This is a genomic window from Maricaulis maris (assembly GCF_036322705.1).
Lineage (GTDB): Bacteria > Pseudomonadota > Alphaproteobacteria > Caulobacterales > Maricaulaceae > Maricaulis > Maricaulis maris_B.
In genome coordinates this window covers 679759-705946 of the sequence record NZ_AP027270.1, presented here as the reverse complement: position 1 = coordinate 705946, position 26188 = coordinate 679759, and the positions used below count along the sequence as shown (strand labels likewise).

General features: G+C 65.1%; 24 protein-coding genes. 14 read left to right on the top strand and 10 right to left on the bottom strand.

Annotated features, from left to right (window positions below):
• Nucleotides 1-4: 4 nt before the first annotated feature.
• A complete protein-coding gene (locus AAA969_RS03140; RefSeq protein WP_338243533.1) occupies nt 5-667 on the bottom strand; it encodes a fused DSP-PTPase phosphatase/NAD kinase-like protein in 663 nt (220 codons plus the stop codon).
• A 103-nt stretch (nt 668-770) separates the two neighbouring features.
• Between AAA969_RS03140 and AAA969_RS03135 the strand changes: the two genes are divergently transcribed.
• From AAA969_RS03135 to AAA969_RS15070, 5 genes are all read left to right on the top strand, one after another.
• Complete coding sequence (locus tag AAA969_RS03135; RefSeq protein WP_338243531.1) at nt 771-1553, top strand: lysophospholipid acyltransferase family protein; 783 nt, start codon at nt 771-773, stop codon at nt 1551-1553.
• Nucleotides 1550-2845, top strand: a complete 1296-nt coding sequence (locus AAA969_RS03130) for a 3-deoxy-D-manno-octulosonic acid transferase (protein WP_338243529.1) — start codon at nt 1550-1552, stop codon at nt 2843-2845. Before AAA969_RS03135 ends, AAA969_RS03130 begins: the two co-directional genes overlap by 4 nt.
• Nucleotides 2842-3855, top strand: a complete 1014-nt coding sequence (gene lpxK, locus AAA969_RS03125; RefSeq protein ID WP_338243527.1) for a tetraacyldisaccharide 4'-kinase — start codon at nt 2842-2844, stop codon at nt 3853-3855. The genes AAA969_RS03130 and lpxK overlap by 4 nt, the downstream gene beginning before the upstream one ends.
• A gap of 9 nt (nt 3856-3864) precedes the next feature.
• Nucleotides 3865-4785: a lysophospholipid acyltransferase family protein gene (locus AAA969_RS03120; protein ID WP_338243525.1), complete on the top strand. Its 921-nt coding sequence runs from the start codon at nt 3865-3867 to the stop codon at nt 4783-4785.
• A gap of 79 nt (nt 4786-4864) precedes the next feature.
• Nucleotides 4865-5104, top strand: a complete 240-nt coding sequence (locus tag AAA969_RS15070; RefSeq protein WP_425324986.1) for a DUF2283 domain-containing protein — start codon at nt 4865-4867, stop codon at nt 5102-5104.
• Nucleotides 5105-5481: 377 nt separating this feature from the next.
• Here the strand turns inward: AAA969_RS15070 and AAA969_RS03115 are convergent, their stop codons facing one another.
• From AAA969_RS03115 to xseA, 3 genes are read right to left on the bottom strand one after another with little or no spacing between them, the layout of a single operon-like run.
• Nucleotides 5482-6393, bottom strand: coding sequence for a M23 family metallopeptidase (locus AAA969_RS03115; RefSeq protein WP_338243522.1), 912 nt, complete (start codon nt 6391-6393; stop codon nt 5482-5484).
• The gene (locus AAA969_RS03110; RefSeq protein ID WP_338243521.1) at nt 6390-6620 is read right to left on the bottom strand and encodes a DUF2093 domain-containing protein; all 231 of its coding nucleotides are present in this window, start codon (nt 6618-6620) and stop codon (nt 6390-6392) included. The genes AAA969_RS03115 and AAA969_RS03110 overlap by 4 nt, the downstream gene beginning before the upstream one ends.
• Before the next feature lie 48 nt (nt 6621-6668).
• Nucleotides 6669-8126 carry an exodeoxyribonuclease VII large subunit gene (gene xseA / locus AAA969_RS03105; protein WP_338243519.1) on the bottom strand — a complete coding sequence of 486 codons (1458 nt, stop codon included), beginning with the start codon at nt 8124-8126 and terminating at the stop codon, nt 6669-6671.
• A gap of 117 nt (nt 8127-8243) precedes the next feature.
• Between xseA and purD the strand changes: the two genes are divergently transcribed.
• The 5 genes from purD to AAA969_RS03080 all read left to right on the top strand — a co-directional run bounded on the left by purD (nt 8244) and on the right by AAA969_RS03080 (nt 13923).
• Nucleotides 8244-9521 (top strand): phosphoribosylamine--glycine ligase, encoded by a 1278-nt coding sequence (gene purD / locus AAA969_RS03100; RefSeq protein WP_338243517.1) that lies wholly within the window; start codon nt 8244-8246, stop codon nt 9519-9521.
• A gap of 83 nt (nt 9522-9604) precedes the next feature.
• A complete protein-coding gene (locus AAA969_RS03095; RefSeq protein WP_338243515.1) occupies nt 9605-10921 on the top strand; it encodes a metal-dependent hydrolase family protein in 1317 nt (438 codons plus the stop codon).
• Complete coding sequence (locus AAA969_RS03090) at nt 10918-11982, top strand: phosphotransferase (RefSeq protein ID WP_338243513.1); 1065 nt, start codon at nt 10918-10920, stop codon at nt 11980-11982. Before AAA969_RS03095 ends, AAA969_RS03090 begins: the two co-directional genes overlap by 4 nt.
• Nucleotides 11983-12607: 625 nt before the next feature.
• Entirely contained in the window at nt 12608-13351 is a 744-nt protein-coding gene (locus AAA969_RS03085) for a sulfite exporter TauE/SafE family protein (RefSeq protein ID WP_338243510.1), read from the top strand.
• Nucleotides 13348-13923, top strand: a complete 576-nt coding sequence (locus AAA969_RS03080; protein WP_338243508.1) for a GNAT family N-acetyltransferase — start codon at nt 13348-13350, stop codon at nt 13921-13923. Before AAA969_RS03085 ends, AAA969_RS03080 begins: the two co-directional genes overlap by 4 nt.
• 9 nt (nt 13924-13932) lie before the next feature.
• Here AAA969_RS03080 and AAA969_RS03075 read toward each other — a convergent pair whose 3' ends face one another.
• Both AAA969_RS03075 and tadA read right to left on the bottom strand, forming a co-directional pair.
• A complete protein-coding gene (locus tag AAA969_RS03075; protein ID WP_338243506.1) occupies nt 13933-14397 on the bottom strand; it encodes a hypothetical protein in 465 nt (154 codons plus the stop codon).
• A gap of 101 nt (nt 14398-14498) precedes the next feature.
• On the bottom strand, nt 14499-15014 hold the full coding sequence (gene tadA / locus AAA969_RS03070; protein ID WP_338243504.1) for a tRNA adenosine(34) deaminase TadA: 516 nt from the start codon (nt 15012-15014) through the stop codon (nt 14499-14501).
• Nucleotides 15015-15028: 14 nt separating this feature from the next.
• On the opposite strand from tadA, the gene AAA969_RS03065 reads away from it, so the two are divergent.
• The 4 genes from AAA969_RS03065 to AAA969_RS03050 all read left to right on the top strand — a co-directional run bounded on the left by AAA969_RS03065 (nt 15029) and on the right by AAA969_RS03050 (nt 19855).
• Nucleotides 15029-16240: a pseudouridine synthase gene (locus tag AAA969_RS03065; RefSeq protein ID WP_338243501.1), complete on the top strand. Its 1212-nt coding sequence runs from the start codon at nt 15029-15031 to the stop codon at nt 16238-16240.
• 6 nt (nt 16241-16246) lie between these two features.
• Complete coding sequence (gene rsmD, locus AAA969_RS03060) at nt 16247-16831, top strand: 16S rRNA (guanine(966)-N(2))-methyltransferase RsmD (RefSeq protein ID WP_338243499.1); 585 nt, start codon at nt 16247-16249, stop codon at nt 16829-16831.
• Between the two features lie 104 nt (nt 16832-16935).
• Nucleotides 16936-18048 (top strand): hypothetical protein, encoded by a 1113-nt coding sequence (locus AAA969_RS03055; protein ID WP_338243497.1) that lies wholly within the window; start codon nt 16936-16938, stop codon nt 18046-18048.
• Nucleotides 18049-18190: 142 nt separating this feature from the next.
• Nucleotides 18191-19855: a thiamine pyrophosphate-dependent enzyme gene (locus tag AAA969_RS03050; protein ID WP_338243495.1), complete on the top strand. Its 1665-nt coding sequence runs from the start codon at nt 18191-18193 to the stop codon at nt 19853-19855.
• A 74-nt stretch (nt 19856-19929) separates the two neighbouring features.
• Here AAA969_RS03050 and mutL read toward each other — a convergent pair whose 3' ends face one another.
• The 4 genes from mutL to ileS all read right to left on the bottom strand — a co-directional run bounded on the left by mutL (nt 19930) and on the right by ileS (nt 26107).
• Nucleotides 19930-21822 (bottom strand): DNA mismatch repair endonuclease MutL, encoded by a 1893-nt coding sequence (gene mutL, locus AAA969_RS03045; protein WP_338243493.1) that lies wholly within the window; start codon nt 21820-21822, stop codon nt 19930-19932.
• Nucleotides 21823-21911: 89 nt separating this feature from the next.
• On the bottom strand, nt 21912-22448 hold the full coding sequence (locus AAA969_RS03040) for a DUF3035 domain-containing protein (RefSeq protein WP_338243491.1): 537 nt from the start codon (nt 22446-22448) through the stop codon (nt 21912-21914).
• Nucleotides 22449-22542: 94 nt separating this feature from the next.
• On the bottom strand, nt 22543-23142 hold the full coding sequence (gene lspA / locus AAA969_RS03035; RefSeq protein WP_338243488.1) for a signal peptidase II: 600 nt from the start codon (nt 23140-23142) through the stop codon (nt 22543-22545).
• Nucleotides 23135-26107 carry an isoleucine--tRNA ligase gene (ileS, locus tag AAA969_RS03030; protein WP_338243486.1) on the bottom strand — a complete coding sequence of 991 codons (2973 nt, stop codon included), beginning with the start codon at nt 26105-26107 and terminating at the stop codon, nt 23135-23137. Before ileS ends, lspA begins: the two co-directional genes overlap by 8 nt.
• Nucleotides 26108-26188 lie beyond the last annotated feature (81 nt).

The following is a 26188-nucleotide window of genomic DNA, read 5'->3' as shown; positions in this document are numbered from 1 at the left end:
CGGATTACTCGCGGCGAAGCAGCTTTTCCGTCAGCAGGTTGCCCCACCAGCTCGACATGAAGCCGGCCTGGACCGTATCCCGGTCATAGACGTTTTCGACCCAATCCATGAAGGCGATCGGGTTGGCTTCATTGTAGACCCGATAACATTCGAAGAAATAATCCAGCACCCCGGTCTTGCCGGCTTTGACGTGCAGGTATTTCAGCGACAAGTGCGTGATCGCCTCCTCATAGGGGAGGTTGAGCTTGGTCAGGGCGTAGAGGACGGAGATGATGCCGGCCCGGTCAGCGCCCGACTTGCAATGAATGAGGGCGGGATATTCGATCGTCTCGAAAATCTTCACGGCGCGCTGCATGCGATCGACATGGGGCGCCTCGCGTGAGCCGAAGGGCATGTCGATCATCTCGAGGCCAAAACGCTCGCAGGCCTCCTTCTCGAGATCGTAATAGCACACACCCGGCTGCGTACCGCGAATGTTGAGAATGGTCTTGAAACCGTCGGCCGCCAGCTGCTCCAGCCGCTCCGGCGAGGGCTGGTTGGCGCGCCACATGCCGCCGCCGACCTCGTGCATATTGTGGAATTTCTGGCGCAGGATCCCGTGATCCTTCCACAGATAATCTTTCCACGCGCGCTCGCGGTCCTTCGGATCATTCAGGTCATAGGGCATGCTGGGCCTTTCGTCTGGCAGCGCATTTAGGCCGGTCTCGCCCCTGACGCAACCGCGCGCCATGCTTGACCTTTTGCCCGGCGGAGGTGAGCTAGGGACCATCATGACGAAACGCCTGCTCTCCCGGCCCTGGGCCCAGGAAGTCCTCGCCTTCCTCGTCCTGCTCTATATCGAGCTGGTCCGACGCTCCATGCGCTGGGAATATCGCAACGCCGACTACGTGAATTCGGTCTGGGACGAGCGCAAGCCGATCCTGGGGTGCGTCTGGCATGGCCGCGTCCTGATGGCGCTGCATGGCTGGGCCCGCCAGAAGGACCGCATGGTCGCGCTGGCCTCGCGTTCCCGCGAAGGCGAAATCGGCCGCCGGCTGGCGCGCTGGTACAAGGTCGGTGTGGTGCGCGGCTCCTCACGGAATCCGAACAAGCCCGGGGCGGCCAAGGGCGGCGAGGCGGCCTATCGGGCCATGGTCAATCACCTCACGGCCGGCGGCTGCGGCGCGGTGACACCGGACGGACCGCGCGGGCCACGCATGCGGGCCGGCTTCGGCGCCATCCGCATGGCCCGCGATACCGGCGTCCCGATCCTGCCCTTCACCTGGTCCGCCCATCGCAAAACCGTGTTGCACAAGGCCTGGGACCACCATTGCCTGCCGCATTTCTTCACCCGCGGGATCATCATCTGGGGCGAGCCGATCCATGTCGCCAAAGGGGCCAGCCAGGCCGATCTGGAAGCGGCGCGGCTGAACCTGGAAAACCAGCTCAACGCCCTGACCCTCGAGGCCGACCAGGCTGTGGCGGGCGAAATTGTCCTGCCCGATGAGGCGCTGCGGCCGGGAACCGGCAAGATCCATGAAGACACGGCGGACAGCCCGGGGGCGTCCGCGTGAGCCTGCCGGCCTCGCTTCAGGTCTACCGCGCGCTCACCGGGCTCGCCGCCCCGCTCCTGCCCGTCATCCTGTCGCGGCGGGCCCGCGCCGGCAAGGAAGACCCGACCCGGCGCAATGAGCGCCTCGGCAGGCCGGCGATCAAGCGCCCCGATGGCACGCTGATCTGGCTGCACGGCGCCAGTGTCGGCGAAAGCCTGGTCCTCGCGACCCTGGTCGACAAGCTGGCCGCCCGCGACCCGGAACTGGAATTCCTCGTCACAACCGGGACCCTCACGTCCGCGGCCCTGATGGCGAAGCGGCTGCCGCCTCAGGCCAAGCATCAATATGTTCCCGTCGATACACCCGGCGCGGTGCGGCGCTTTCTCGACCACTGGCAACCTGATCTCGGCGTCTTCGCCGAATCCGAGCTCTGGCCCAACCTGCTGATCGAGGCCGGCAGGCGCGGCATTCCGATGGCCCTGGTCAATGCGCGGATGAATGCCGCCTCCCTCGCCGGCTGGCGCAAGCGCGGTGACAGTGTGCGGTCGCTGCTGGAAAGCTTCGAGTGGATCGGGGCAGCAGACACCCGCACCCGCGACGGGCTGGAGGACCTGACCGGCCGCGAGATCATCCTGGCCGGCAATCTCAAGCTGGAAGCCCGCCCGCTGGCGCCCGATGCCCGCGAGCTCTCGGCCCTGAAAGTCGCGCTTGCCGGTCGCCCGGTCTGGTTGGCCGCCTCAACGCATGATGGCGAGGACGACCTTGTCCTCGCCGCCCACGCGCTATTGCGCAAGACCCATCCCGGCGCGCTGCTGATCCTGGCACCGCGCCACCCCGAGCGGGGCGATGCTCTGGCGGGTCTGGTGCGCCAGCGCGGCTTCCATCACGCGCGGCGGTCAAGGGGCGAGGTCCCGGACGGCCAGGACACGGTCTGGCTCGCCGATACACTGGGTGAAATGGGTCTGTGGTTTGCCCTCGCACCGGCGGCCCTGATCGCCGGCAGCCTCAAGCCGGGCATTGGCGGTCACAACCCGATCGAGGCCAGCCAGGCCGGCGCCTGCGTCATCAGCGGCCCTCATGTCGACAGTTTCGACGATCTTTACACCGCCTATCGGCGTCACGGCGCCATGCTGGAAGTCGAGGATGCCGCCGGTCTCGCGGCCGCCGTCGAACAGGTCTGGCAGGCCAAGGCCCCGGGCAAGGCAAGCGCCGAACGCGCCATCAACGAAGCCTCCGGCGGCGCCCTTGAGACCACACTGTCGGCGCTCCGCGCCCTGCTCCACCCGGCCCGACCGGAGGGCGACGCAGCATGAAGGAACCGGCTTTCTGGCGCACCGATGGCGGTCGCGGGTCCGGCGCGCTGGCGCGGGCCTTGCTGGCGCCCCTGGGCTGGCTCCATGCCTTCGCGGTCGCCCGGCGCATCCGCAGGGCGAGCCCGGTCCGCATTGCCCCGAAAGTCGTCTGCATCGGTAATCTTACCGTTGGCGGCACCGGCAAGACCCCGGTGAGCCAGACCCTGATGCACCGTCTCTGCGACATGGGCCTGACCCCGGCCACCCTGTCGCGCGGTTATGGTGGACGCGAGCGAGGACCGCTGCGCGTCGACCCGCATGCCCACACCGCCGCCCAGGTCGGCGACGAGCCGCTGCTGCTGGCCCGCTCTGGCCAGGCCTGGATCGCGCGTGACCGCGCGGCGGGCGGCCAGGCGATCGAGGCGGCAGGCGGGGTCGATCTCGTGCTGATGGATGACGGCCACCAGAACCCCGACCTTCACAAGGATTGCTCGATCATTGTGGTCGACGGCCTGACCGGCTGGGGCCCTGGCACGATCTTCCCGGCCGGGCCGCTGCGGGAGCCGGTCAGGGCGGGGCTCGCCCGCGCCGATGCGGTAATCGTGATGATGCCCGATGCCAACACCCAGCCGGATTGGGCCGGTCTCGGCCTCGCCGATCTGCAAATCCCGGTCTTCCGGGCTTGGCTGGAACCTGTGGCACCACCGCCGGCCGACAAGCTGGTCGCCTTTGCCGGCATCGGCCGGCCGCAGAAATTCTTCGACGCGCTGGTCGCCGCCGGGGGCGATCTGGGCGAAGTCGCGGTCTATGGCGATCATCATGCCTTCACGGCCGGTGATCTGCGCCATCTCGATGCGCTGGCCGCCGCCCATGACGCGCAGCTGATCACGACCGAGAAGGACTGGGTGCGCCTGCCCGCCGACGCGCGCTCACGCATCACCGCCTGGCCGGTCCGCGCTGTCTTCGCCAATCCGGGGGCCCTGGATGGTCTGTTGCGCGACGTCGTGGACGCCGAAGCTCAGGATGGCTAAATCCGATCCATGATAGACGCCCAGCGCAATGCCTCGACCCTGACGCGGATCGGCTGGCGGTTCGAAGCCGCCGCCTGGGATGCCTATGCCGGCTGGTACAAGATCAAGGGGATCGACAAGGCCTCCGACGCCGCCGGTGCCTTGCTGCGCCAGCTCGGCCCACTGTTTCCGGTGCACAAGGTGGCCCGCATCAACATGCAGCGCTGCTTCCCCGAGGCCGCGGCGCCGGAGATCGAACGCCTGCTCGGCGCGATGTGGGAGAATTTCGGCCGTCTCGCCGGTGAGATGCCGCATCTGGGCGTCTTCTCCGGGCCCGAGTTCGACGAGCGCGTGGAGTTTATCGGTCGCGAAAAACTCGAAGCCCTGCGCGATGCCGGCCAACCGGCCGTCATCATCTCGATGCACCAGGCCAATTGGGAGATCGGTGCAGCCGCCCTCAGCCGGACCGGCCTGCCCTGCCACATCACCTATCGACCGGCCAATAACCCGCTGATCGACCGACGGATCACCGACATGCGCGTTGGCTACGGGGTCAAGACGCTGACCGCCAAGGGCGGCGATGGCGCCAAGGCACTGATGCAGGCGCTGAAGGCCGGCGAGGCGGTGGCGCTGATGAACGACCAGAAGATGAATGACGGGGTCGAGGCGCCCTTCTTCGGCCTGCCGTCAATGACCGCACCGGGCCCGACACGCCTCGCCATGCGCCATGGCTGCCCGCTCCTGCCCCTGTCGATCCGCCGCATGAGCGGAGCGCGCTTCCGGGTGGAAGTGCACGACCCCATCGAGATCTCGATCAATCCCGACAAGTCCGCCGCCATCATCGAGACGGTCACACGAATCAATCAATGGGTGGAAAGCGAAATCCGCCAGGCCCCGGAACAATGGTTCTGGGTCCATCGCCGCTGGGCTAAGTCGGTTTATAGGGGCTAGGTGGGGCTGGGGTGGTGTTTGGGGCGGCACACGCGCTGGCCCGCATTCCTCAGCCTAGTCGACGATAGGACGGCCACTCATGTTCTCTAGTATACTTATGCGACTGCGGGCACTTTTCAGTAGCTCGTACAGGTTTCATCTATCCGGGATGAAAGACGGTCCCGCTTATCTATACCTGCCAGACCACCCAAGTCGGGACGTCTCCGGTGTGGTGAGCAAGTCCATCAGAATTCGCGATCTTATCGGAGCATATGAGGGTGATGACGTGGTTCTGGATTTCGACTCGAAGGGGCGATTGATGGGAATAGACATCTTTTAAGGACACCGATGCAGCGGCGCTGATCCCCCTTATCCGTCGCTCCGCGACACCTTCTCCCAAGGGAGAAGGACGCTAGCGCCCGGCCTTAGCCCATCAAGTCTGGAGCCGAGACTTGGAATCCCGTCAGGGAAGTCGGTGTATGTCCCTGTTAATTCCCGCGCCTGCGCACACTCATCCATAAACCGCTTGCCGAGAGGTCGCCGTATCCGGTTCTTCAGGTCAAGGGCCGCACAGCGGCCGCTTCGCGGTTTCACCCTTGAGCTGAAGAACCGGATACGGCCTGCTGGCTGACAAGCGATCTATGGCTGATTGCGCGCGCGGCGCCCAGATCCGACTGAAGGCCGCGATCCCGGGAAAACAGGCAAAAAGCCGCCCACCTAGCGCAAGTCTGACAGGTCCAGATCGAGCAGGCTCTGTGGATCAACATAGAACTGGTTGCGCAGCTTTACCCGCCAGTCGAGATGCGAGCCGGTGGCCCGGCCGCCGGCGCCCATGGCACCGATGAGCTGGCCTTGCTCGACCACATCGCCGGCCGAAACCTCGACACCGGACAGGTGGAGGAAGGCCGAGACCAGGCCCTGGCCGTGATCGATGAAGATCAGACCGCCTTCGTAATACATGTCCGGCTCGGCCAGGGTGACCAGGCCGCCCGCGGGTGCATAGACCGGCGTGCCGACCTCATTGGCCCAGTCCAGCCCCCAGTGCGGGCTGCCTTCGTGGCCGTTATTATAGACCCGCGCCGAGCCATAGACGCCGGTCGTGATGCCCTCGGCGGGTGAGATGAACCCGTCGAGGAAGCCCTGCCCGTCCCAGACCGAGTTGAAAGCGTCCTGCTTTTGCGCGTATTCGCGCTGACGCCGCGGCAGGGTGGACGGGTCGGGCGTGACGGTCGCCTGCGGCACGCCGTCGACATGCTGGAGATTGTACTCGCGCTGGGTGATGAACCAGGTCGGGCTTTCATCGATCTGGTTGACGCTGTTGGCGACACCCGCCGTCGAGATCTCGAAGATCATTTCCTCGGGCGCATTGCGCGGAATACCGAGCACTGCGAAACCCTGCGCGTCAGCGATGGCGACACTCTGACCGAGATCAAGCCGGGTGCCCGGCTCGAACCGGCAGATGATGAGCGCACCCTGTTCCTGACGGCCGCGACATCCCATCGGGCCGGGTTCAGCCACGTCCCGCGCCTCCGGCGCATTCTGGGCGATCAGGTCACCGATCGGATCCGACGCATCATCGACCAGCGCTGTCGTGGATTGCAGGGCAAGGACGACGGCGAGACTGATCATTTGCCGGGCTCCGCGTTGAGTTCCAACCAGCGCTGCTTCGCAATCAGCACGTCGCGATAGGCTTCCTGCTCGTCGACATTCCAGTACCGCAGCTCATTCAGGTCGATCGGGTCACCGGTCACGGCGCAGCGCACAAAACGCCCCGCTTTCAGGATGATGAAATCGCTGTCGCCAAACTCGAGAATGGCCTCGCCCTGGAAATCTTTGTCGAAACTGAAATCACTCATATCCGTGTCTCTAGCAGTGTTTGCCGCCAAGCGGGAGGGTGGCGGGCATCAAAACAGCGTGCCCTGGCCCTCGGCCTGCGGCTTGCCGCGTGGCTTGGCTTTCGGCTTGGTCTTTTTCGGCAGGGCCGGGGTTTCCGGCGCCCGTTTGGGAGATTTGCGCTCGCCCTCGATCCGCGCGGCGCGTTCGCCATCGGCAAAGACCAGGTCGACACCGGCCCCCTCGATCAGCGACGCGCCGGAGCGCACCAGCTTGCCAGCCCGGTCGCGAACCAACACGAAGCCCCGCTTGAGGACGGACTGGTGCGACAGCGCCTCGAGGCGCGCCGACCAGTTATCAAGATCGCGAGCCCGGTCGCGGCGCACCCGGTCGGCGGCGGGCGCCAGCCGATCCGTGCGCTCGCGCAGCAGGTCGCACTTGTGACGCAGGTCGCGAGCCAGGGCGGCCGGCTTGAGGCCGGCGGCCATGACCATCAGGCGGCCGCGCTTTTCAGCCGTATGATTGAGCAGGGCCGGATCCAGCTTGTCGGCGACCATGTCGAAGCGCTGGCGCTTGAGTTCCATCAATGCCGCCGGTCGCGGCAGGGCCCGAGCCGCCGAGCGAAGCTCGGTCCGGCGACGCTCGATATGGCGTGACAGGGCGGCGACAAGGCGGCCGCCGAGCTGGTCATTATCGGCCTTGAGCTCGGCCCGGACCGGCACCGCCATCTCGGCCGCCCCGGTCGGAGTCGGCGCGCGGCGGTCGGAGGCGAAATCGATCAGCGTGGTATCGGTCTCGTGGCCAACCGCCGAGATCAACGGGATCTCGCTCTCCGCGGCGGCGCGGACGACGATCTCCTCGTTGAAGCCCCACAAGTCCTCGATCGAGCCGCCGCCACGGGCGACAATGATCACATCGGGACGCGGAATGCGGCCGCCCTCGGGCAGGGCATTGAAGCCACGAATGGCCTCGGCAATCTGGGCCGCCGCGCCGTCGCCCTGGACCAGAACCGGCCACAACAGGACGTGACGCGGGAAGCGGTCCTGCAGCCGGTGAAGGATATCGCGAATGACCGCGCCCGTGGGCGAGGTCACGACACCGATTGTGGTCGGCAGGAAGGGAATGGCTTTCTTCCGCGCGCTGTCGAACAGGCCCTCGGCCGCGAGCAGGCGCTTGCGTTCTTCGAGCAGCGCCATCAGCGCACCGGCGCCGGCCGGCTCCATGCTCTCGACGATGAGCTGGTATTGCGAACGCCCCGGATAGGTCGAGAGCCGACCCTCGATGATCACTTCCAGCCCCTCCTCGGGGCGGAAGCGGAATTTCTGCGCGGTGCCCTTCCAGGCAATCGAGGCGATGACCGCCTTGTCGTCCTTCACATCGAAATAGACATGGCCGGACTTGGCCACCACGACACGGCCGAGCTCGCCGCGCACCCGGACGTGGCCGAAGGCGTCCTCGACCGTGCGTTTGAGCGATCCGGCGAGCTCGGAGACCGTGAATTCGTGGATGTTTCCCGCGGGTGTGTTCATGGCGACTCTGGTAAATGGGATTGCGCGCCATCGCAACGGCCGGACAGACTCGCGATTGTCGGGCGATTGCGCTAGGCAAGGCCGTATATCGGCGCATCGGGATGCATTGAGGCTCACATGAAGATTCTGGTTGTTGGATCAGGCGGGCGCGAACACGCCCTGGTGTGGAAAATGGCCCAGAGCCCACTGGTCTCGACCCTCCTCGCGGCGCCCGGCAGCGCCGCCATTGGTGAACTCGCCACCTGCCATGACATCCCTGTCTCGGACCTCGACGGTCTGATCGATCTGGCTCGCAGCGAATCGGTGGATCTGGTGGTCATCGGCCCGGAGAACCCGCTCTGTGACGGGCTGGCCGACCGGCTGCGCCAGGCCGGCATCGCGACTTTCGGACCGTCAAAGCTGGCCGCGCGCCTGGAAGCCTCAAAGGCCTTTGCCAAGGATTTCTACGCCCGCCACAATGTGCCGTCAGCGCGCTATGGCACCTTCTCCAATGCCGGCGAGGCCAAGGCCTTCCTCGACCAGTTCAAGCCACCCTATGTGCTCAAGGCCGATGGCCTGGCGGCCGGCAAGGGTGTGGTCATCCTGTCGGACCGCGCCGAAGCCGAAGCCGAGATCGATGCCTTCCTGTCCGGCAAGTTCGGTGAAGCCTCCAAGACGCTGGTGATCGAGGAGTTCATGGAAGGCGAGGAAGTCTCGATCTTCGCCCTGTGTGACGGCAAGACCGTGCTCTATTGCGGCGCGGCACAGGATCACAAGCGGGTTGGCGAAGGCGATACCGGACCGAATACCGGCGGCATGGGCGCTTATTCCCCGGCCCCGATCGCCAAGCCCGCGCTGATCGAGACCGCGATGAAGACCATCATCCAGCCGGTCGCTGACGGTCTCGCCCGCGAAGGCTCGCCCTTCCAGGGCGTGCTGTTCGCCGGTCTGATGGTCACCGCGGACGGCCCCAAGGTGGTCGAGTTCAACATCCGCTTCGGCGACCCGGAATGCCAGGTCCTGATGATGCGGATCGAGGATGATCTGGTGCCCTATCTCCAGGCGACAGCGACCGGCCAGCTTGCCGACATGCCGCCGATCAGCTGGACGGCCGAGCCGGCCATCACCGTCGTGATGGCGGCCAATGGCTATCCAGAGGCCTACCAGAAGGGCAGCGTCATAGAGGGTGTCGATGCGGCCAACCGGATGGAAGGCGTCGTCGTCTTCGAGGCGGGAACCGGGCGCGATGCCGACAATGCCCGCATCGCCACCGGCGGCCGTGTGCTCAATGTGACGGCCAGCGGGGAAACCCTGCACTATGCCGTTGATCGCGCCTATGCGGCGGTCGACGAGATCGACTGGCCGGGCGGGTTCTGCCGCCGCGACATCGCCTGGCGCGCACTCAAGACCCACTAGCGCCAACCGCGCCCATCGTTTGACATCACCGGTCCGGTCAGCATCTTCTGACGCAAACACATGTTTGCGGGGAGGCAGACCTGATGCTCAAAACAGCCCTCACGGCGGTCGCGCTACTGGCGTCGACAACACTCGCCACATCGATCATGGCGCCCGGCGCCCTTGGCCAGGACGACAATGACACGCTGACCGTCATCCATGCCGGCTGGCTGCTGGCGGTCCCGGGCGAGGACCCGGCGATGGAGCAGTCCATCCTGATCCGGGGCGAACGGATCGAGAGCATCCAGGACGGCTATGTCAGCCCCGAGGGCGCCACCATCATCGACCTGAGCGATGATTATGTGATGCCCGGCTTCATCGACAGCCATGTCCACCTGCAATCGGAACTCGGCCCGGGCCGGCGCTTCAATACCTTCACCATGTCGGCGGCCGACCTGGCCTTTGACGGCGCGGTCAACGCCCGGACCACGCTGATGGCCGGCTTCACGACGGTGCAGGACGTCGGCGGCAATTTCGAAGCGTCTCTCGCCCTGCGCGATGCGATCAATGACGGCGATGTCGCCGGCCCGCGCATGCGGATTGCCGGCTCAGCCGTAACCCCGACCGGCGGTCATGCCGATATCAACGGCTTCTCGCTCGACGTGCTGCACATGTTTGCCAGCGAGACCGCCTGCAATGGGGAAGCGCAATGCCGCGAGGCCGTTCGCTCGCTGATCCGCGGCGGCGCCGACGTGATCAAGATCACCGCGACCGGCGGCGTGCTGTCGGACACGGCGGCTGGCGTCGAGCAGCAATTCTTCGATGACGAACTCGCCTCCATCGTCGAGGCCGCGCACATGATGGGTCGCCGGGTCACGGCGCACGCCCATGGCGCAACCGGCATCAATTCCTTCCTCGAAGCCGGTGGCGACTCGATCGAGCACGGGACCTATCTCGACCGCGACTCGATCCGCCTGATGCGGCGCAATGGCGCCTATCTGGTGCCGACCGTACTGGCCGGTGTCACCGTCGCCGAGCTGGCCGAAACCGCCGACTTCATGACCGACAACCAGCGCGCCAAGTCGCGCGAGGTCGGCCCGCTGATGCTGGAGATGGCCCGCCGGGCCCATGAGGGCGGCGTCACGATCGCCTTCGGCACCGATAGCGGTGTCTCGCAGCATGGCGTCAATGCGCGCGAATTCGAACTCTATGTCGAGGCCGGCCTGACACCGATGGAAGCCATCGTCACGGCGACCATCAATGCCTCGCGCCATGTCCAGATGGACGCGGATATCGGCACGATCGAGGCCGGCAAGTTTGCGGATATCGTCGCGGTCGACGGCAATCCGCTGGATAACATCTCGGAACTCCGGGATATCGATTTCGTGATGAAGGGCGGCGAGGTTTACCTGAACCCATGAGTGAGATTGACGACAGCTTCTCCGGTACCAAACCGGTCGTGGATGCGCTGGCCTTTGATGAGGCGGCGCTGGCCGAATGGATGACCGCCCATGTCGACGGGTTTGCCGGGCCGCTCAAGGTCGAGCAGTTCAAGGGCGGACAGTCCAACCCGACCTACAAGCTGGTCACGCCGGGCAAAGCCTATGTCCTGCGTCGCAAGCCGCCGGGCAAGCTGCTGCCCTCGGCCCACGCGGTTGATCGCGAATTCCGTGTCATGAAGGCCCTCGGTGGCCAGGGCTTCCCGGCCCCGGTCATGCACGGGCTTTGCATGGAGCGCGACGTCGTCGGGACCGAATTCTACATCATGGATTTCGTCGAGGGCCGGATCTTCTGGGACCCGCTCCTGCCCGACCTCGACAAGTCCGAACGCGGCGCCATCTACGACGCCTCCAACGCCACCCTTGCCCATTTGCACGGCATCGATGTCGAGGCCACCGGCCTCGCCGACTACGGCAAGCCGGGCAATTATTTCGAGCGCCAGATTGGTCGCTGGACCAAGCAATACCGGGCCGCCGAAACGACCACCGTGCCGGCGATGGACAAGCTGATCGAGTGGCTGCCGACCGCCGCGCCGGAGCAGGAGCGTGTCAGCGTGGTGCATGGCGATTACCGGCTCGACAATATGGTCTTCCACCCGACCGAGCCGCGCGTCATCGCCGTGCTCGACTGGGAGCTCTCGACCCTGGGCGATCCGCTGGCCGACTTCACCTATCAGCTGATGGGCTGGGTCATGCCACCGGAAATCCGCAATGGCTTGCTCGGCGTCGACATTGCCGCGCTCGGCATTCCGACCATCGAGCAATACACCCAGGCCTATTGCGAGCGGACCAACCGCTCGGGCATCCCGGCGCTGGATTTCTACTTCGCCTATAATGTGTTCCGCCTGACCTCGATCATCCAGGGCGTCTATGCCCGCTCGCTGCAGGGCAATGCCTCGAACGCGAAGGCGTCGGAGATGGGCGCAGCGGTCGAGCCGATGGCGGAAGCCGCGTGGGGATTTGCGAAGCAGGCAGGAGCGTAATCGGGCAGGTCTACGGGCGTTCCAAGAACCTTAGAGAGCCAAGCAAGGGCTTCGGTCGGTAGCGCTTGTGATCCGCCCGGGATCTTGCCAGCCTCCACACCGTAGACCCCGCCCCCCGATCAGCCGGACATGTTGATCGCGTCAATCCTCACGTCCGCGCTTGCGACGGGCCTCCTCGGCCATCGCCGCGCAGGTGACGACTGTGACCATCAACCCGAGGAAAACCCAAGCGGGCCAAAGGACGACTTGAATGCCTCCGATCATCGCGGCCCCTCCAGACGACCAAGGTAAAACGCGCAGACCCAGCTTACCACAAGCGACGCAGCGCCGGCGCAAAAGCTCCCCGGCCTGACAACCCCATCATCTGTGAAGAGCGACAGTCCGAAAGGCCCCAGTCCGACAGCCCGGCTTGACTGCTCCCAACTTCGCCAAAGAGCCGGGTTCGCTGTCAGTCCCGCCGGCCGCCACCGCACCAACCGGACAAAGACTGCGGCAAAAAGGCGTGTCATCCAATCAAGCCAATCACGCGTAGTCACACACGACATGCTCTGGTTGCGTTCCGCAATATCCCTCATCCCCTGTACCCCGCCCTCGCCCCCGACACCGCGGGCGATATAGTTCCGGTATGACCGCGGCCTTCCTGCTCCTCGCGACCTTCGCCACCGCCTTCATCTCAGGCGTGTTCGGCATGGCGGGCGGACTGATCCTGATGGGTGCGCTGGCGCTGGTCCTGCCGGTCGCGTCGGCCATGGTCGTGCATGGCATGATCCAGAGCGTGTCGAATGGCTGGCGCGCCGTGCTGCACATCAGCTGGATCGACTGGCGCGTCCTGGTCATCTACCTCGCCGGGTCGGCGCTGGCGGCGGCTGGACTGGCTTTTGCCAGTTTCGAGCTGTCCAAGGCCTGGCTGTTTATCCTCCTCGGCCTGGTTCCAGCCGTTGTCTGGCTGCCCAAACGCGTCCTGCACCTCGATGCCGACAAGCCCCACCATGCCGTCGCCTGCGGCTTTGTGGTCACCGGGCTCAATGTCGTGGCCGGTGTATCCGGACCGCTGCTCGACGTGTTCTTTGCCAACACCCTGAAGGATCGCCGGACCGTGGTCGCGACCAAGGCGGCCACCCAGGTGATCAGCCATGGCGTCAAGATTGCCTACTATATCCTGCCCGCGCTGGGATCACGGGACCTGCCCTCGCTGTACTGGCTGCTGGTCGCGGCCCCCCTCGCCATTCTGGGCACCACGGCCGGCGCGCGTTTCCTCGCCCTGATGAGCGATGTCCAGTTCCGCCAGTGGACGAAATGGATCGTCTCGGCGATCGGTCTTCTCTACGTGGTGAGGGGTGTGCTTCTTCTGACCGGAGCTTCGGCATGATTATCACCCCCGTCATTCGCGAGGACGCGATCGTTCGCCTCGAACCGCTAACCGCGCATCACCGTGAGGAATTGCGCCCGCTCGCCGACGAGGCCGAGCTCTGGGCCCTCACCTCGCTGCGTGGCGATGGCGGGCATTTCGACGCCTGGTTCGATCTCATGCTGGCCAATACGCAGTCGGCTGCCCAGATCAGTCATCTGGTCCGGCGCCAGAGCGATGGCGCCGCAGTCGGGCATTCGGCCTATCTGGTCATCACCCCGGAGCACAAGCGGCTGGAGATCGGCTGGACCTGGTATCGGGCAGACGCACGCGGCACCCGGATCAATCCCGCTGCCAAACGCCTGCTGCTCGGCGGTGCCTTCGAGGCTGGCGCAGAGCGGGTCGAGTTGAAGACCCACCATCTCAACACGCGCTCGCAAGCTGCGATGACCAAGATGGGCGCGACCCGCGAGGGCACCTTGCGCCACCACCTCCTGTGCTGGACAGGCGAATGGCGGGATACGGTCTTCTTCTCGGTCTTGCGGGATGAATGGCCGACGGTCAAAGCCGGCCTGGATGCGCGACTGGCCTAGCTTCCAGGCCTAGCCGGCTAGACAGCTGTCATTAAGCCCGGCGATCCGGCCACCGCGGATCTCGATCTCGACCTGACCAGCACGCGCGGCATCGGTGGCGTAGACCAGCAGATCGGCGGGGGAGCCGGCCGACAGGATGGCGGTCCGGCCGCGGCTCGATGCCGTCGACGTGCGGATATAGATCGCACCGGCTGCAGCAGCGGTCTGGACGCCGGGCCGAACGATCGCACCGGGACGGTCCAGTTCCACCAGAGCCTGTCCGGTTTCCAGCTCGATTTCCGAGCCGATTGCCGAGATCCGGCCCTGCTCGATCAGAATGTCCTGATCATCCCACTCACCGGAGCCGTCAATGATGGTGACGTCGCGCAGCAGGATGGAGGCCTCGCGGCAGACGGCGGTCTCGGCCTGCGCCAAACCACCGACAAGGGTGGCCAGGGCGAGAACGAACGACGATGTGATCAGTGCACGACGCATGAGGCGCTCCGCTTGGATGGCTCCTCTTCGTCCGCGCCCCGCGGCAACTCAAGACAAGGTTTTATGACAAATTGGCATGAACCCGAATTATCGAAATGCACTCAGACCGGGCGCTGGCTCCCTGCCTTCGCCTTGCGCCGTTCACGGAAGAAATCCTTGAGCAGGATCGCGCCCTCATCGGCCAGCACACCCGAGACCACGTCCGGCCGCCAATGACAGGTCGGCTGGTCAAAGAATCGGGGACCGCTGATCACCGCCCCGCCTTTCGGGTCACTGGCGCCGAAGACCAGTCGACCGATCCGGGCATGGCTGATTGCCCCGGCACACATGGCGCAGGGCTCCAGCGTGACATAAAGTTCCAGACCGGTAAGCCGGTAATTGCCGAGCTTTTGCGCGGCCTCGCGCAGGGCCAGGATCTCGGCATGGGCGGTCGGATCATGACCGGCAATCGGACGGTTGTGTGCCTGCGCGATAATGCTATCCGTAGCCGGATCGACGATCAGCGCCCCGATCGGCGCCTCGCCCGCCTCAGCGGCGGCCTGCGCCAGGCGTAGCGCCGTCGTCATAAAACGTGTATCGCGCGGGTTCGTCATACTGCGCGCGATAGAGCGCCGCATCGAAAGGGTCAAGCGTGACCGGGACTGCCGACACTTCAGAACGCATCGCCAAATTCCTCGCCCGCGCCGGCGTGGCCTCCCGCCGTGAGGTCGAGCGGATGATCGAGGATGGCCGCATCAAGGTCGACGGCAAGACACTCGACACGCCGGCCTTCAAGGTCACCGGGACGGAAGTGATCGAGGTCGATGGCAAACGGATAGACCCGCCGGCCGCGACCAAGCTGTGGCGCTATCACAAGCCGGACGGTCTGGTGACCACCCACGCCGACCCGGAAGGCCGCGAGACGGTGTTTGACGCCATCCCCAAGGATATCGGCCGAGTGATCTCGATCGGCCGCCTTGATCTGACGTCGGAAGGCCTTTTGCTGCTGACCAATGACGGCGCCCTCGCCCGCGCCCTTGAACTGCCCTCGACCGGCTGGACGCGCCGCTATCGCGCCCGCGCCTTCGGCTCGATCTCCGAGAGCGCGCTCAAGATCCTGCGCGCCGGGGTCACCGTTGAAGGCCTCAAATACGGGCCCATGGAAGTGGAAGTGGAGCGCGAGACGGGGTCGAATATCTGGCTCGAAATCGGTATCCGCGAAGGCAAGAACCGAGAGGTCCGCAAGGCGCTCGACGCCGTCGGCCTGCGCGTCAACCGCCTGATCCGCATCGCCTACGGTCCTTTCCAGCTCGGCCAGCTGGAAAAGGGCGAGATCAAGTCGGTGCCGTCCCGCGTGCTGCACGACCAGTGCGGCCACCTGATCGAGATGGGCGAAACCCCGACCGGTCAGGCCATCGCCAAGCCGCGCACACCCAGCCGACCGCCGCGCAAGGCGCCGGGCCGCCCCGGCGCCAAGCCGGGCCAGCGCGCCATGGGGGGACCGGGCCAGCCGGGCCTCCCCAAGCGCGAGGTTGATGACAGCCTGATCGAGGACGCCCGCAAAGGGCGTCCGCTGGACGCCAAATCCACCCGCGCGCGCCGCGACAAGGATGGCAAGCCGACCGCCAAGGCGGCACCGCGCCCAAGCGGTCCGGGAAGCAGCCGGACCGCTGGTCAGCCCGGTGGCGCGCGCAGTGATGCACCGCGGACAGGCGGCCCTCGTGGCGATGGACCAAGAACCGGAGGCCCCCGCACAGGCGGCCCGCGCACCGGGGCTCCCCGTACCGGTGGCCCCCGGACGGGCGGCCCCCGCAATGGCGGCTCAGGCCCGGGTGGTCCGCGCAAGCCGGGCGGACGGAGCTAGTCCGGCATGCGCATTGTCGGCGGCAAGTATCGCAATCGCGCCATCGTCGCCCCGAAGGGCAAATCGACCCGTCCGACCTCGGACCGGGCCCGCGAGAACATGTTCAATGTGATCGAGCATGCCGACTGGTGTCCGCCGATCAAAGGCGCCCGGGTCGCCGACATCTATGCCGGCTCCGGCGCGCTCGGTCTGGAAGCGATGTCGCGCGGCGCCGCCTTCTGCCTCTTCATCGAGATGGCCGCCGAGGCCCGCGGCGCGATCCGCGACAATATCGATGTCCTGCAACTGTTCGGACATACCCGCCTGCACCGGCGCGACGCCACCCAGCTGGGCGACAAGCCATCCAATCTCGGCGACCCCTTCACCCTGGTCTTCCTCGACCCGCCCTACGGCTTCGGCCTCGGCCCCAAGACGCTGAGCAAGCTGCTCGAAGGCAACTGGGTCAGCGAGGACGCAGTGGCCGTGCTGGAAGTCGGCGCCGATGAAGAGCCGGTCACGCCGGGCTGGGTCCGTCAGGTTGTCAAGGAATATGGTGCGGCCAAGGTCTTGTTCCTGACGCGCGACCATCCCGGAATGACCAGCCCCGACTGACAGTTTGAACAGTTCACATGCGCCTGACATTAGCAATTTGTATAAATTATTATCGGCAAATGGGCGTGTGATCGGTAACAGGCGTTTCCGGTCGGGAGCTGACCATGAGCAATTCACATCAAAAAGTTCAAGATCTGTCGAAACTGGCCGCCACCGGGTCAACATCGCGGGTCATCAATCTCAACGAGATTCACAAGCGTCACAGCAACAAGAGCGGCTATCAGAATGCGCCGCTTTTCCACAACACCCGGCTCAATGAAGCCCTGATCGTCAAGCACACCCTGCGTCCCCACGAACGCGAGCTGGTGCTGGACAACCGCGTGGTTGTGACCAAGGTCATCATTCCCATTTCGCGCGATAACCTGAGACTGGGCGGCTATTCGTTTTTCTGTGAACAGCAAAACAAGCAAGAAGCCCTCGAACTGGTTTTCTCGCGGAATGATGCGCCCGAGAACGTCGAGCGCGACCTCGACGTTCTCAATGAAATCTCGCGCATGCCCTCGTTTGACCCCTACCTGCTGAGGGAGCGCCTGCGCGCCTTCGGGGTCGAGGCCGACCGGGTCTATTTCGATATCAGCGACTCCGATCTCGCCCTGATCGAGAAATTCGTCTCGACGGAAATCTCGCAACTGGTGGAGCGGGCCTATGACTTCAAGTCGATCGACTCCGCCACCGTCTCGAGAAAGCTGGCCAAGATCGTCCTCTCCAACGAGAACTCCGAAAAGCTCAATCCGATTCGCGATGCCCTCAAACTCGGCAATGAGAATTACGAGCAGGGAATGTTCGGCTGGAAAGGCATTCTCTATTACAAGTGGCAATACAAGAACATCCTGCGGACCGCAGCGACCCATCTGACCCGGATGCAGGACGTGAAGTTCGTCGGGACCAGCACCTCGGATACCCGATATCTCCAGCACAAACTGGGCCACATCATCACGGAGTCGAAGCGGCGCCTGTCACGCACAGCCTCTCATATCGAGAGATACAACAAGTCGTTTCAGGATTTTACGCTCAACAACAATGTCGAGTCCTTCCGCGGCATGATCCTGAATGCGCCGGACATTTTCAAAGTCATCGGCGAGGACCTGTCCACGGTCCAGCACATCTGTTCCCTGTGGGGCTTTCAGCAACCCCGGAGCAAGCCGAATCAGATCGAAGCCGAAGACGCCTTCGCGATCCTAAACGAATTCTCGATCGCGCTGGGTGAGGCGCTCTGAGGCGGGGAGCGGCCCGGCCGCACGCTGAAGCATAGCTCAACAAACTCAGGCACATGAATGGCCTGCAGCCCGCTTCCCCCTTGCGTCCCTGTAGATCGGTCCTACCTGTCCAGAAGCAGCAGCAACCCATGGAGGACACGACATGCGCGTGGCCGACCTGGTTTTGGACATCCTGGCTGCCCATGGCGTGCGGCAGGTTTACGGCGTCCCCGGCGACGCCATCAATGACTTCACCTTCGCCCTGCAGAACCGCGACGACATGGAATTCGTCATGGTCCGACACGAGGAGGCCGGCGCCTTCATGGCCTCGGCCCAAGCCAAGCTAACCGGACGCATGACCGCCTGCATGGGCACGTCCGGCCCCGGTGCGATCCACCTGTTGAACGGACTCTACGACGCCAAAATGGATCATGCCCCGGTGATCGCCATTACCGGCCAGGCCGCGACCCGGTTTGTCGGCACCGAATATCACCAGGAAGTCGCGCTCGAACGCCTTTTCTCCGATGTCGCGGAGTATACCCGCACCATCATGACGCCGGACCAGTTGCCCGAGGTCATGCTGGAAGCCTGCCGTGCGGCACTGGCCGGCCCCGGCGTCGGGCACATCGCCGTGCCGACCGATATATCCGGACGCAGCGTGTCCACCAGCCGGACCACCTATAACATGCAGGCCTCGAACGCCTCGTCCATGCCCTGCCCGGAGGCGATGGAGGCCGCGGTCAAGGTGATCGACGGGTCCAGCAAGGTCGCCATCCTGGCCGGGATCGGTTGTGCCGGTGCGCGCGAGGAATTGCTCGCCCTGTCCCACCACCTCGGAGCGCCGATCATCCGCTCGCTGCGGTCGAAGGACGTGATCGACGAGGATATCGAGGCCTGTATCGGCGGGCTCGGCCTGCTCGGCTCGGCACCTGGCAGCGCCGCCATGGCGCAGTGCGACTGCCTCATCATGGCCGGGACAGACTTTCCCTATGTCGACTTCTTCCCTGACGATGCCAAGATCATCCAGATCGAGAACGCCCCCGCCCGCATGGGTCGACGCGCTGCGGTCGATGCGCCCTTGCCGGGCCATTGCAAGCCGGCCCTGAAGGCATTGCTGACCGGCACCGAGGCCAAATCATCGCGCAAATTCTACGACCAGATGCAGGCGGAAAAGGCGAGCTGGAACCGCGACCAGGACAAGCGGCGCGCGTCGGATGCCAAGCCAATCGCCCCGGAACGGGTGATGAGCGAGATCAATCGCGCGGCACCGGACAACACGGTCTACACCATCGACACCGGCACCTCGACCGCCTGGGCCGCGCGCCACCTGATCGTCGGGCCTGACCAGCGCTTCACCCTGTCCGGCGCCCTGGCCAGCATGGCCTTTGCCCCGTCCGGCGCGATCGGTGCCAAATTCGCCTATCCCGACCGCCCGGTCTGCGCGATTTCCGGCGATGGCGGCTTCGCCATGCTGATGTCGGGTTTCGTCACCGCCATCCGCTATGACAAGCCGGTCGTCAATGTTGTGCTGAACAATGGCAAGCTCGGCTTCATCGCCATGGAACAGGAAGCCAAGGGCCTGCCCGAGCATTCCGTGGCGCTGGATAATCCCGACTTCGTGGCCTTCGCACGGGCCTGCGGCGGCCACGGCATCCGTGTCGAAGACCCGGCCGACCTCGCCGACGCTTTGAAAGACGCCTTCGCGCATCCCAAGGCAAGTGTGGTGGAGGTCATGGTCGACCCGCAGGCCCTGATCATGCCGCCCAAGATCTCTGCCGAACAGGCCGTGAAATTCGGCATAGCCAAGGCGCGGGAATTTCTGGGCTGAGATCGATCCGGCGGGCTGCAGCCGCCCCCGCCCTTGCGGAAGACGGGGCCAGACCGGCCGGGTGAGCGGCATCCCTAGCGCCGCCCGAACAGCCGCTCGATATCGCTCAGTTTCAGCTCCACATAGGTGGGGCGGCCGTGATTGCACTGGCCGGAATGCGGGGTGGCTTCCATCTCGCGCAACAGGGCATTCATTTCCTCGCCGGTGAGTCGGCGGCCGGAGCGGACCGAGCCGTGGCAGGCCATGGTGCCGACGACATCTTCCAGCTTTTCCTTCAGTGACAGCGCCTGGTCATACTCGGCGAGATCATCGGCGAGATCGCGTATCAGGCCCTGCACATCGAGCTTCCTGAGCAGGGACGGCGTCTCGCGCACCGCGATGGCGCCCTGTCCGAAGGCCTCGATCACCAGGCCGAGCTCTTCAAGCTCACCGGTCCGGTCGAGCAGGCGACGGGCCTCGGCCTCGTCGAGATTGACGATCTCCGGCACCAGAAGGCGCTGACGCTGGACCCCGGTCTCGGCGATCATCTTTTTCATGCGCTCATAGACGAGGCGTTCGTGGGCGGCGTGCTGGTCGACGATCACGATCCCGTCGGCTGTCTGGGCGACGACATAGGTCTCGTGCAGCTGGGCCCGGGCGACCCCGAGCGGCCAGTCCGGCGGCGGTGGGGCCGAGGCTTGCTGGTCCGGCGCAAAGCCCTGGGCCGGGCTCTCACCAAAGCCTGCCCCGTAGCGGGTCTGATCCGGTTCCACGCGGGCCGACATGCCGGGATCGAAGACCCGGTCCTGGACCGGTTCGGACGGCGGCCTCGGGCCCCCCCAGGCGGCGAGGCTGGCGGTGTGGGACTGATAGCCGCCGGGCGGTGGGGTCGGCGCCTGGTAGCCCTCGGGCCGCACGCGGCCGAGTGCATAGCCGGCGACCGTGGTCGAGGCGCGGTGCCCGGCGCCGGCCAGCGCATGGCGCAGCGAGCCGACGATCAACCCGCGCACACCGCCGGCGTCACGAAAGCGCACCTCAGCCTTGGCCGGGTGGACATTGACGTCAACCTGACCGGTCGGCAGCTCGATATTGAGCGCCACCACCGGGTGGCGGTCACGGGCGAGAAAGTCCTGATAGGCACCGCGCACCGCGCCGCCCAGCAGCTTGTCGCGGACCGGGCGGCCATTGACGAAGAGATACTGGTGCATGGACGAGCCGCGCGAATAGGTCGGCAGGCTGGCAAAGCCGAAAATGCGGACACCGTCGCGGGTCTGGTCGACCTCAAGGGCATTCTCGCCGAAGTCCGAACCCAGGATGGCGGACATGCGAGCGATGCGGGCGTCGGCCCCCTCGCCACGCTCGGCCGCCACCGACATGCGCTTGCGGCCGTCCAGGGTGAGAAAGAAACCGACATCGGGGCGCGACATGGCCATGCGCTTGACGACATCGGTGATGCCGAGATTTTCCGAGCGCTCGGACTTGAGGAATTTCAGGCGGGCCGGGGTCGCATAGAACAGGTCACGCACCTCGATCCGCGTGCCGCCGCGGCCCAGCGGCGCGGCCGGTGCGATGCCATTCGTCTTGCCGCCCTCGACCAGGATCGCCCAGGCATCACCGGCCCCCTTCGCCTGCGTGGTGATGGACAGGCGCGCGATCGAGCCGATCGAGGGCAAGGCCTCGCCACGAAAGCCCATGGTGGAGATGTTCAGGAGATCGTCCTGCCCGTCCTCGCCGATCGGCAGTTTCGAGGTGGCGTGGCGCTCGATACAAAGCTCGAGCTCTTCCGGGCTCATCCCCTTGCCATCATCCTCGATCAGGAGACGGACCAGGCCGCCGCCCTCGGCGGTGATATCGATCCGGCGAGCCCCGGCGTCGAGCGCATTCTCGGCCAGTTCCTTGACGACAGAGGCCGGCCGCTCGACGACTTCGCCGGCAGCTATACGGTTCACCGTTTCCGGGGGAAGACGTCGGATGATGGGTTGGGTCATGGCCAAAGACATGAGGCCAGCCTCATGGCTGGCCTCTAACGGGTCAAGTGTCTGGATCGTTCAAATGGACGTGCCGCTCGGCGCGCGCCCTAAAGACCCGGCAGCTTGGGCAGGAGACGACGATCACGCTCGATTTCCACATCGCCACCACCGGTGACGTTCTGGATGCGCTCCTGGGCCAGGGCCTCGGCTTCCGAATCGAGCGGGGTGGCATCGCCTTGCGGACGATAGGCGCCATCACGCCAGAACAGGACCTGGTCGGCAAAGCTGCGATTCTTGCGAACAACGCTGGCCATCTCGCCATCGATGATCGAGCGGATGAAGGGGTCGGCCGACCCACCACCGGCGCGGGCGACGAGAAGGGCTTCCGCGTCAGACCCTTCGAACTCACCCTGGGCGCCCAAGAGGGCGGCACGGGCTTGCTGGTCCGGGTAGATTTCTTCCGGGCGCGGCTCGCCGGGACGCGGCGGACGCAGATTGTATTCCGGCGGAACCGAGAGCGGCGCGATTGTGACCGTACGGAACTCGTCCGGCGTCGACCGCTCGGCGCCAAGAGCGCGCGAGACATTGCTGCAGCCGGACAGGGCGATAGCCGCGGTTGAGGCGACAAGTAGAGCAGTACGCATACGCATCTCTGTGAGACTCCGAATTTCTGTTGGCGGGAGTTTAACCCAAAGCGGGGCCATCACTCCACCCCGCAATCCACACCCTGTTCCGGACCTAGGTGCCGGCGGCGGGCTTGCGGTCATTGAGGAAGACATCGAGCACGATGGCCACCACGCCCAGATTGATGCCGACATCCGCGACGTTAAAGACGTAAGGGAAGTAAACGTCAGAAAAATTGAGGAAATCAACGACTGCGCCATAGAGGCCGCGATCAATCGCATTGCCCAGCGCGCCGCCAATGATGAAACCGAAAGCCACCCCCTGCAGGCGACGGGTGGCCCGGATCGGGCCGCGATTGAGCAGTCCGGCGATCAGACCGGCGGCGACCAGAACCGAGAAGGCGATCAGAATCGTCCGTCCGACCGGCCCGTCAGCGCCCAGAAGGCCAAAACTGACCCCCTTGTTCCAGACCATGGTCAGATCGAAGACCGGCGAGACCTCGATATGACCGCAGGTATTGGGCAGGGCCAGGCGCTCGGCGCCCTCGGCACGCTGATAGTCGAGGCACCCGGGCGGTGAGAAATTGAGTCCGGCCAGCACCCACCATTTGGTCAGCTGGTCGAGGACCAGGATGATCGCCGCAAGACCGAGGCCGAGCGCCGGCACCGGCGACGCGGCGAAGCGCCGCCGGATATCCGTGGCCCAATCAGGCATGCGTCGCGTCCCACCAGGCGACCGCATCGGCATCGCGCGGGCTCAGATCGGGATAGCGCTTGTCGGCGCCGATCTCGGTCGAGTATTTCCACGAGCGCGCACATTTGCGGCCATCGGCCCGGCCGGACACCACCGCGATGTCGGGCGTGTCATCGATCCGGAAGGCTGTGTCACTGGCCGCACCATCGACGAGATGGGCCTGGCTGGTGATGCTGAGCTCGGCCAGGAAGTCATCGACCTCACCCGTCGTCTCGGCTGCCAGGGCGGCCCGATAGGACGGGTCGGTGACATGGACATGCGGCGCGGCTTCAAGGCTCGAACCGATCCGCTTTTCACGACGCTCGACCTCGAGGGCCCCGTTCACCACCCGGCGCAGACGGCGGATGGTCCGCCAGTTCTCGGCCAGCGCCCCGTCATGCCAGTCGCCCGGCGTTTTCGGGAAGGTGCGCAGGTGCACGCTGTCGGTCTCGGACGGGAAGCGTGACAGCCAGGCCTCCTCCATGGTGAAGGGCATGATCGGCGCCAGCCAGGCGGTCAGGCGCATGAAGATCTCGTGCATCACCGTGCGGCAGGCCTTGCGACGATTATCGTCCGGCCGGTCGCAATAGAGGCTGTCCTTGCGGATATCGAGATAGAAGGCCGAAAGGTCGACAACGCAGAAATTGAACAGCGCCGCATAGACCTTCTTGAAGTCATAGCTCTCATAGCCTTCACGCACGACGATATCGAGCTCGTGCAGGCGATGCAGCATGAAGCGCTCGAGCGAGGGCATGCGATCATGCGGGACATGCTCGAGCGTCTCGTCATAGCCGTGCAGCGCGCCGAGCAGATAGCGCAGCGTGTTGCGCATCTTGCGATAGGCATCGACCGAGGTCTGCAGGATCTCCTCGGAGATACGCAGATCGTCGGTGAAGTCCTGTGCGGCTGCCCACAGACGCAGGATCTCGATCCCGTACTTCTTGCCGATCTCGATCGGCGCAAGCGTGTTGCCGAGTGATTTCGACATCTTGCGGCCATCGCCCGCCATGACGAAACCGTGCGTCAGGACGGCGTCATAGGGCGCACGACCACGCGTCCCGGCACTTTCCAGAAGCGAGGACTGGAACCAGCCACGGTGCTGGTCCGAGCCTTCCAGATAGAGGTCGGCCGGCCATTTCTGGTCAGCGCGCGGCTCCAGCGCGAAGGCGTGGGTACAGCCACTGTCGAACCAGACATCGAGGATGTCGGTGACCTTGTCATAGGCGTCGGCATCATACTCGGCGCCGAGGAAGTCGGCATTGGAGCGCTCGAACCAGGCATCGGCCCCGTCCTGCGCCACAGCGTCGATGATCCGCTCATTGACCTTCGGGTCATTGAGAACGCGGGTGCTGCCCTTCTCGACGAACATGGTCAGCGGCACACCCCAAGCGCGCTGACGCGAGATCAGCCAGTCGGGACGCTGCTCGACCATGGAGCGGATCCGGTTCTCGGCGATCTTGGGCGTGAAATTGGTCTCGGTGATCCCCTTCAGGGCCTTCTCGCGCAGCGTACCGCCCGACTTCATCGGCCGGTCGATGGCGACGAACCATTGTGGCGTGTTGCGGAAGATGACCGGCGCCTTGGAGCGCCAGGAGTGCGGATAGGAGTGTTCGAGACGGCCGCGTGCGAGCAGTTTGCCCTGCACGATCAGCTCGTCCATCACAGCCTTGTTGGCCGGCCCGTCCTGGCCCTGCTTCTTGCCATCCAGACGTATGATGTTGAGACCGGCAAAGACCGGCACATGCGGGAAATAGGCACCGTTCTCATCGACCATCTGCGGGACCGGGGCGTCCTTGTCGTGCCATTCCGGCGCCGACATCCAGGCCACATAGTCCTCGGCACCGTGGCTGGGCGCGGTGTGCACGAAGCCGGTGCCGGCATCGTCGGTGACATGTTCACCGGCCAGCAGCGGGACCGGATAATTCCAGTACCGGTCCAGCTCGGCGAGCGGGTGCGAGCACACGAAACCGGTCGGATCGATCGTGTCGACGCGCTCCCAATTCCCGATCATCGCCGCCTTGGCAGTCTCTTCCCACAGCGCGTCCGCTACCACGAGGAGGTCACCGGGCATCGCCCAGGGCCGGAACTCGCCGCCATCAACGCCGGTGACCTTGTAGAGGCCGTAGCTGATCTCGGGCGAATAACAGATCGCGCGATTGCCCGGGATGGTCCAGGGCGTGGTGGTCCAGATCACCACATGGGCGCCGATGCAGGAGCGCGGGATGGCAGTCCCGTCCTTGCGCACGCCGCGGATCGGAAAGCGCACGAAGATCGTGGTCGACACCTTGTCGTGATACTCGACCTCGGCCTCGGCCAGTGCGGTCTTCTCGACCGGCGACCACATTACCGGGGCGGAGCCACAATAGACCAGGCCCTGCTCAACGAAGGTGAGAAACTCGCGGACGATCGCCGACTCGGCCTCGAAAGCCATTGTGGTGTACGGATCATCCCACTCGCCATTGACGCCCAGGCGCTGGAACTCACTCGACTGGATGCCCACCCACTCGCTGGCATAGGTGCGGCATTCGGCGCGGAACTCCTTGACCGGAATGTCGTCCTTGTTGCGGCCCTTGGCGCGGAAGTTCTGCTCGACCTTCCACTCGATCGGCAGCCCGTGACAGTCCCAGCCCGGACGGTAGGGCGCATCAAAGCCGGCCATCTGCTTCGAGCGGACGACCATGTCCTTGAGGATCTTGTTCATGCCGGTGCCGATATGGATGTGCCCATTGGCATAGGGCGGCCCGTCATGCAGCACCCAGCGCTTGCGGCCTTTGCTGTCGGCACGGAGCTGCTTGTAGATGTCGAGCTTGGCCCAGCGCTCGAGCCATTCAGGCTCGCGCTGCGGCAGGCCGGCCCGCATCGGGAATTCGGTGGTCGGCAGGAAAAGCGTGTCTTTGTAGTCGCGAGCTGTGTCAGTCGCACCAGTCTTGGAGGGCGTGTCCGTCATCGGATCGGATCCTTGCGGTCTTTTATTGTCATGGGTTCAAGGCAGGACATGTCCCGGAACCGCCCACATCACACGCGGCGG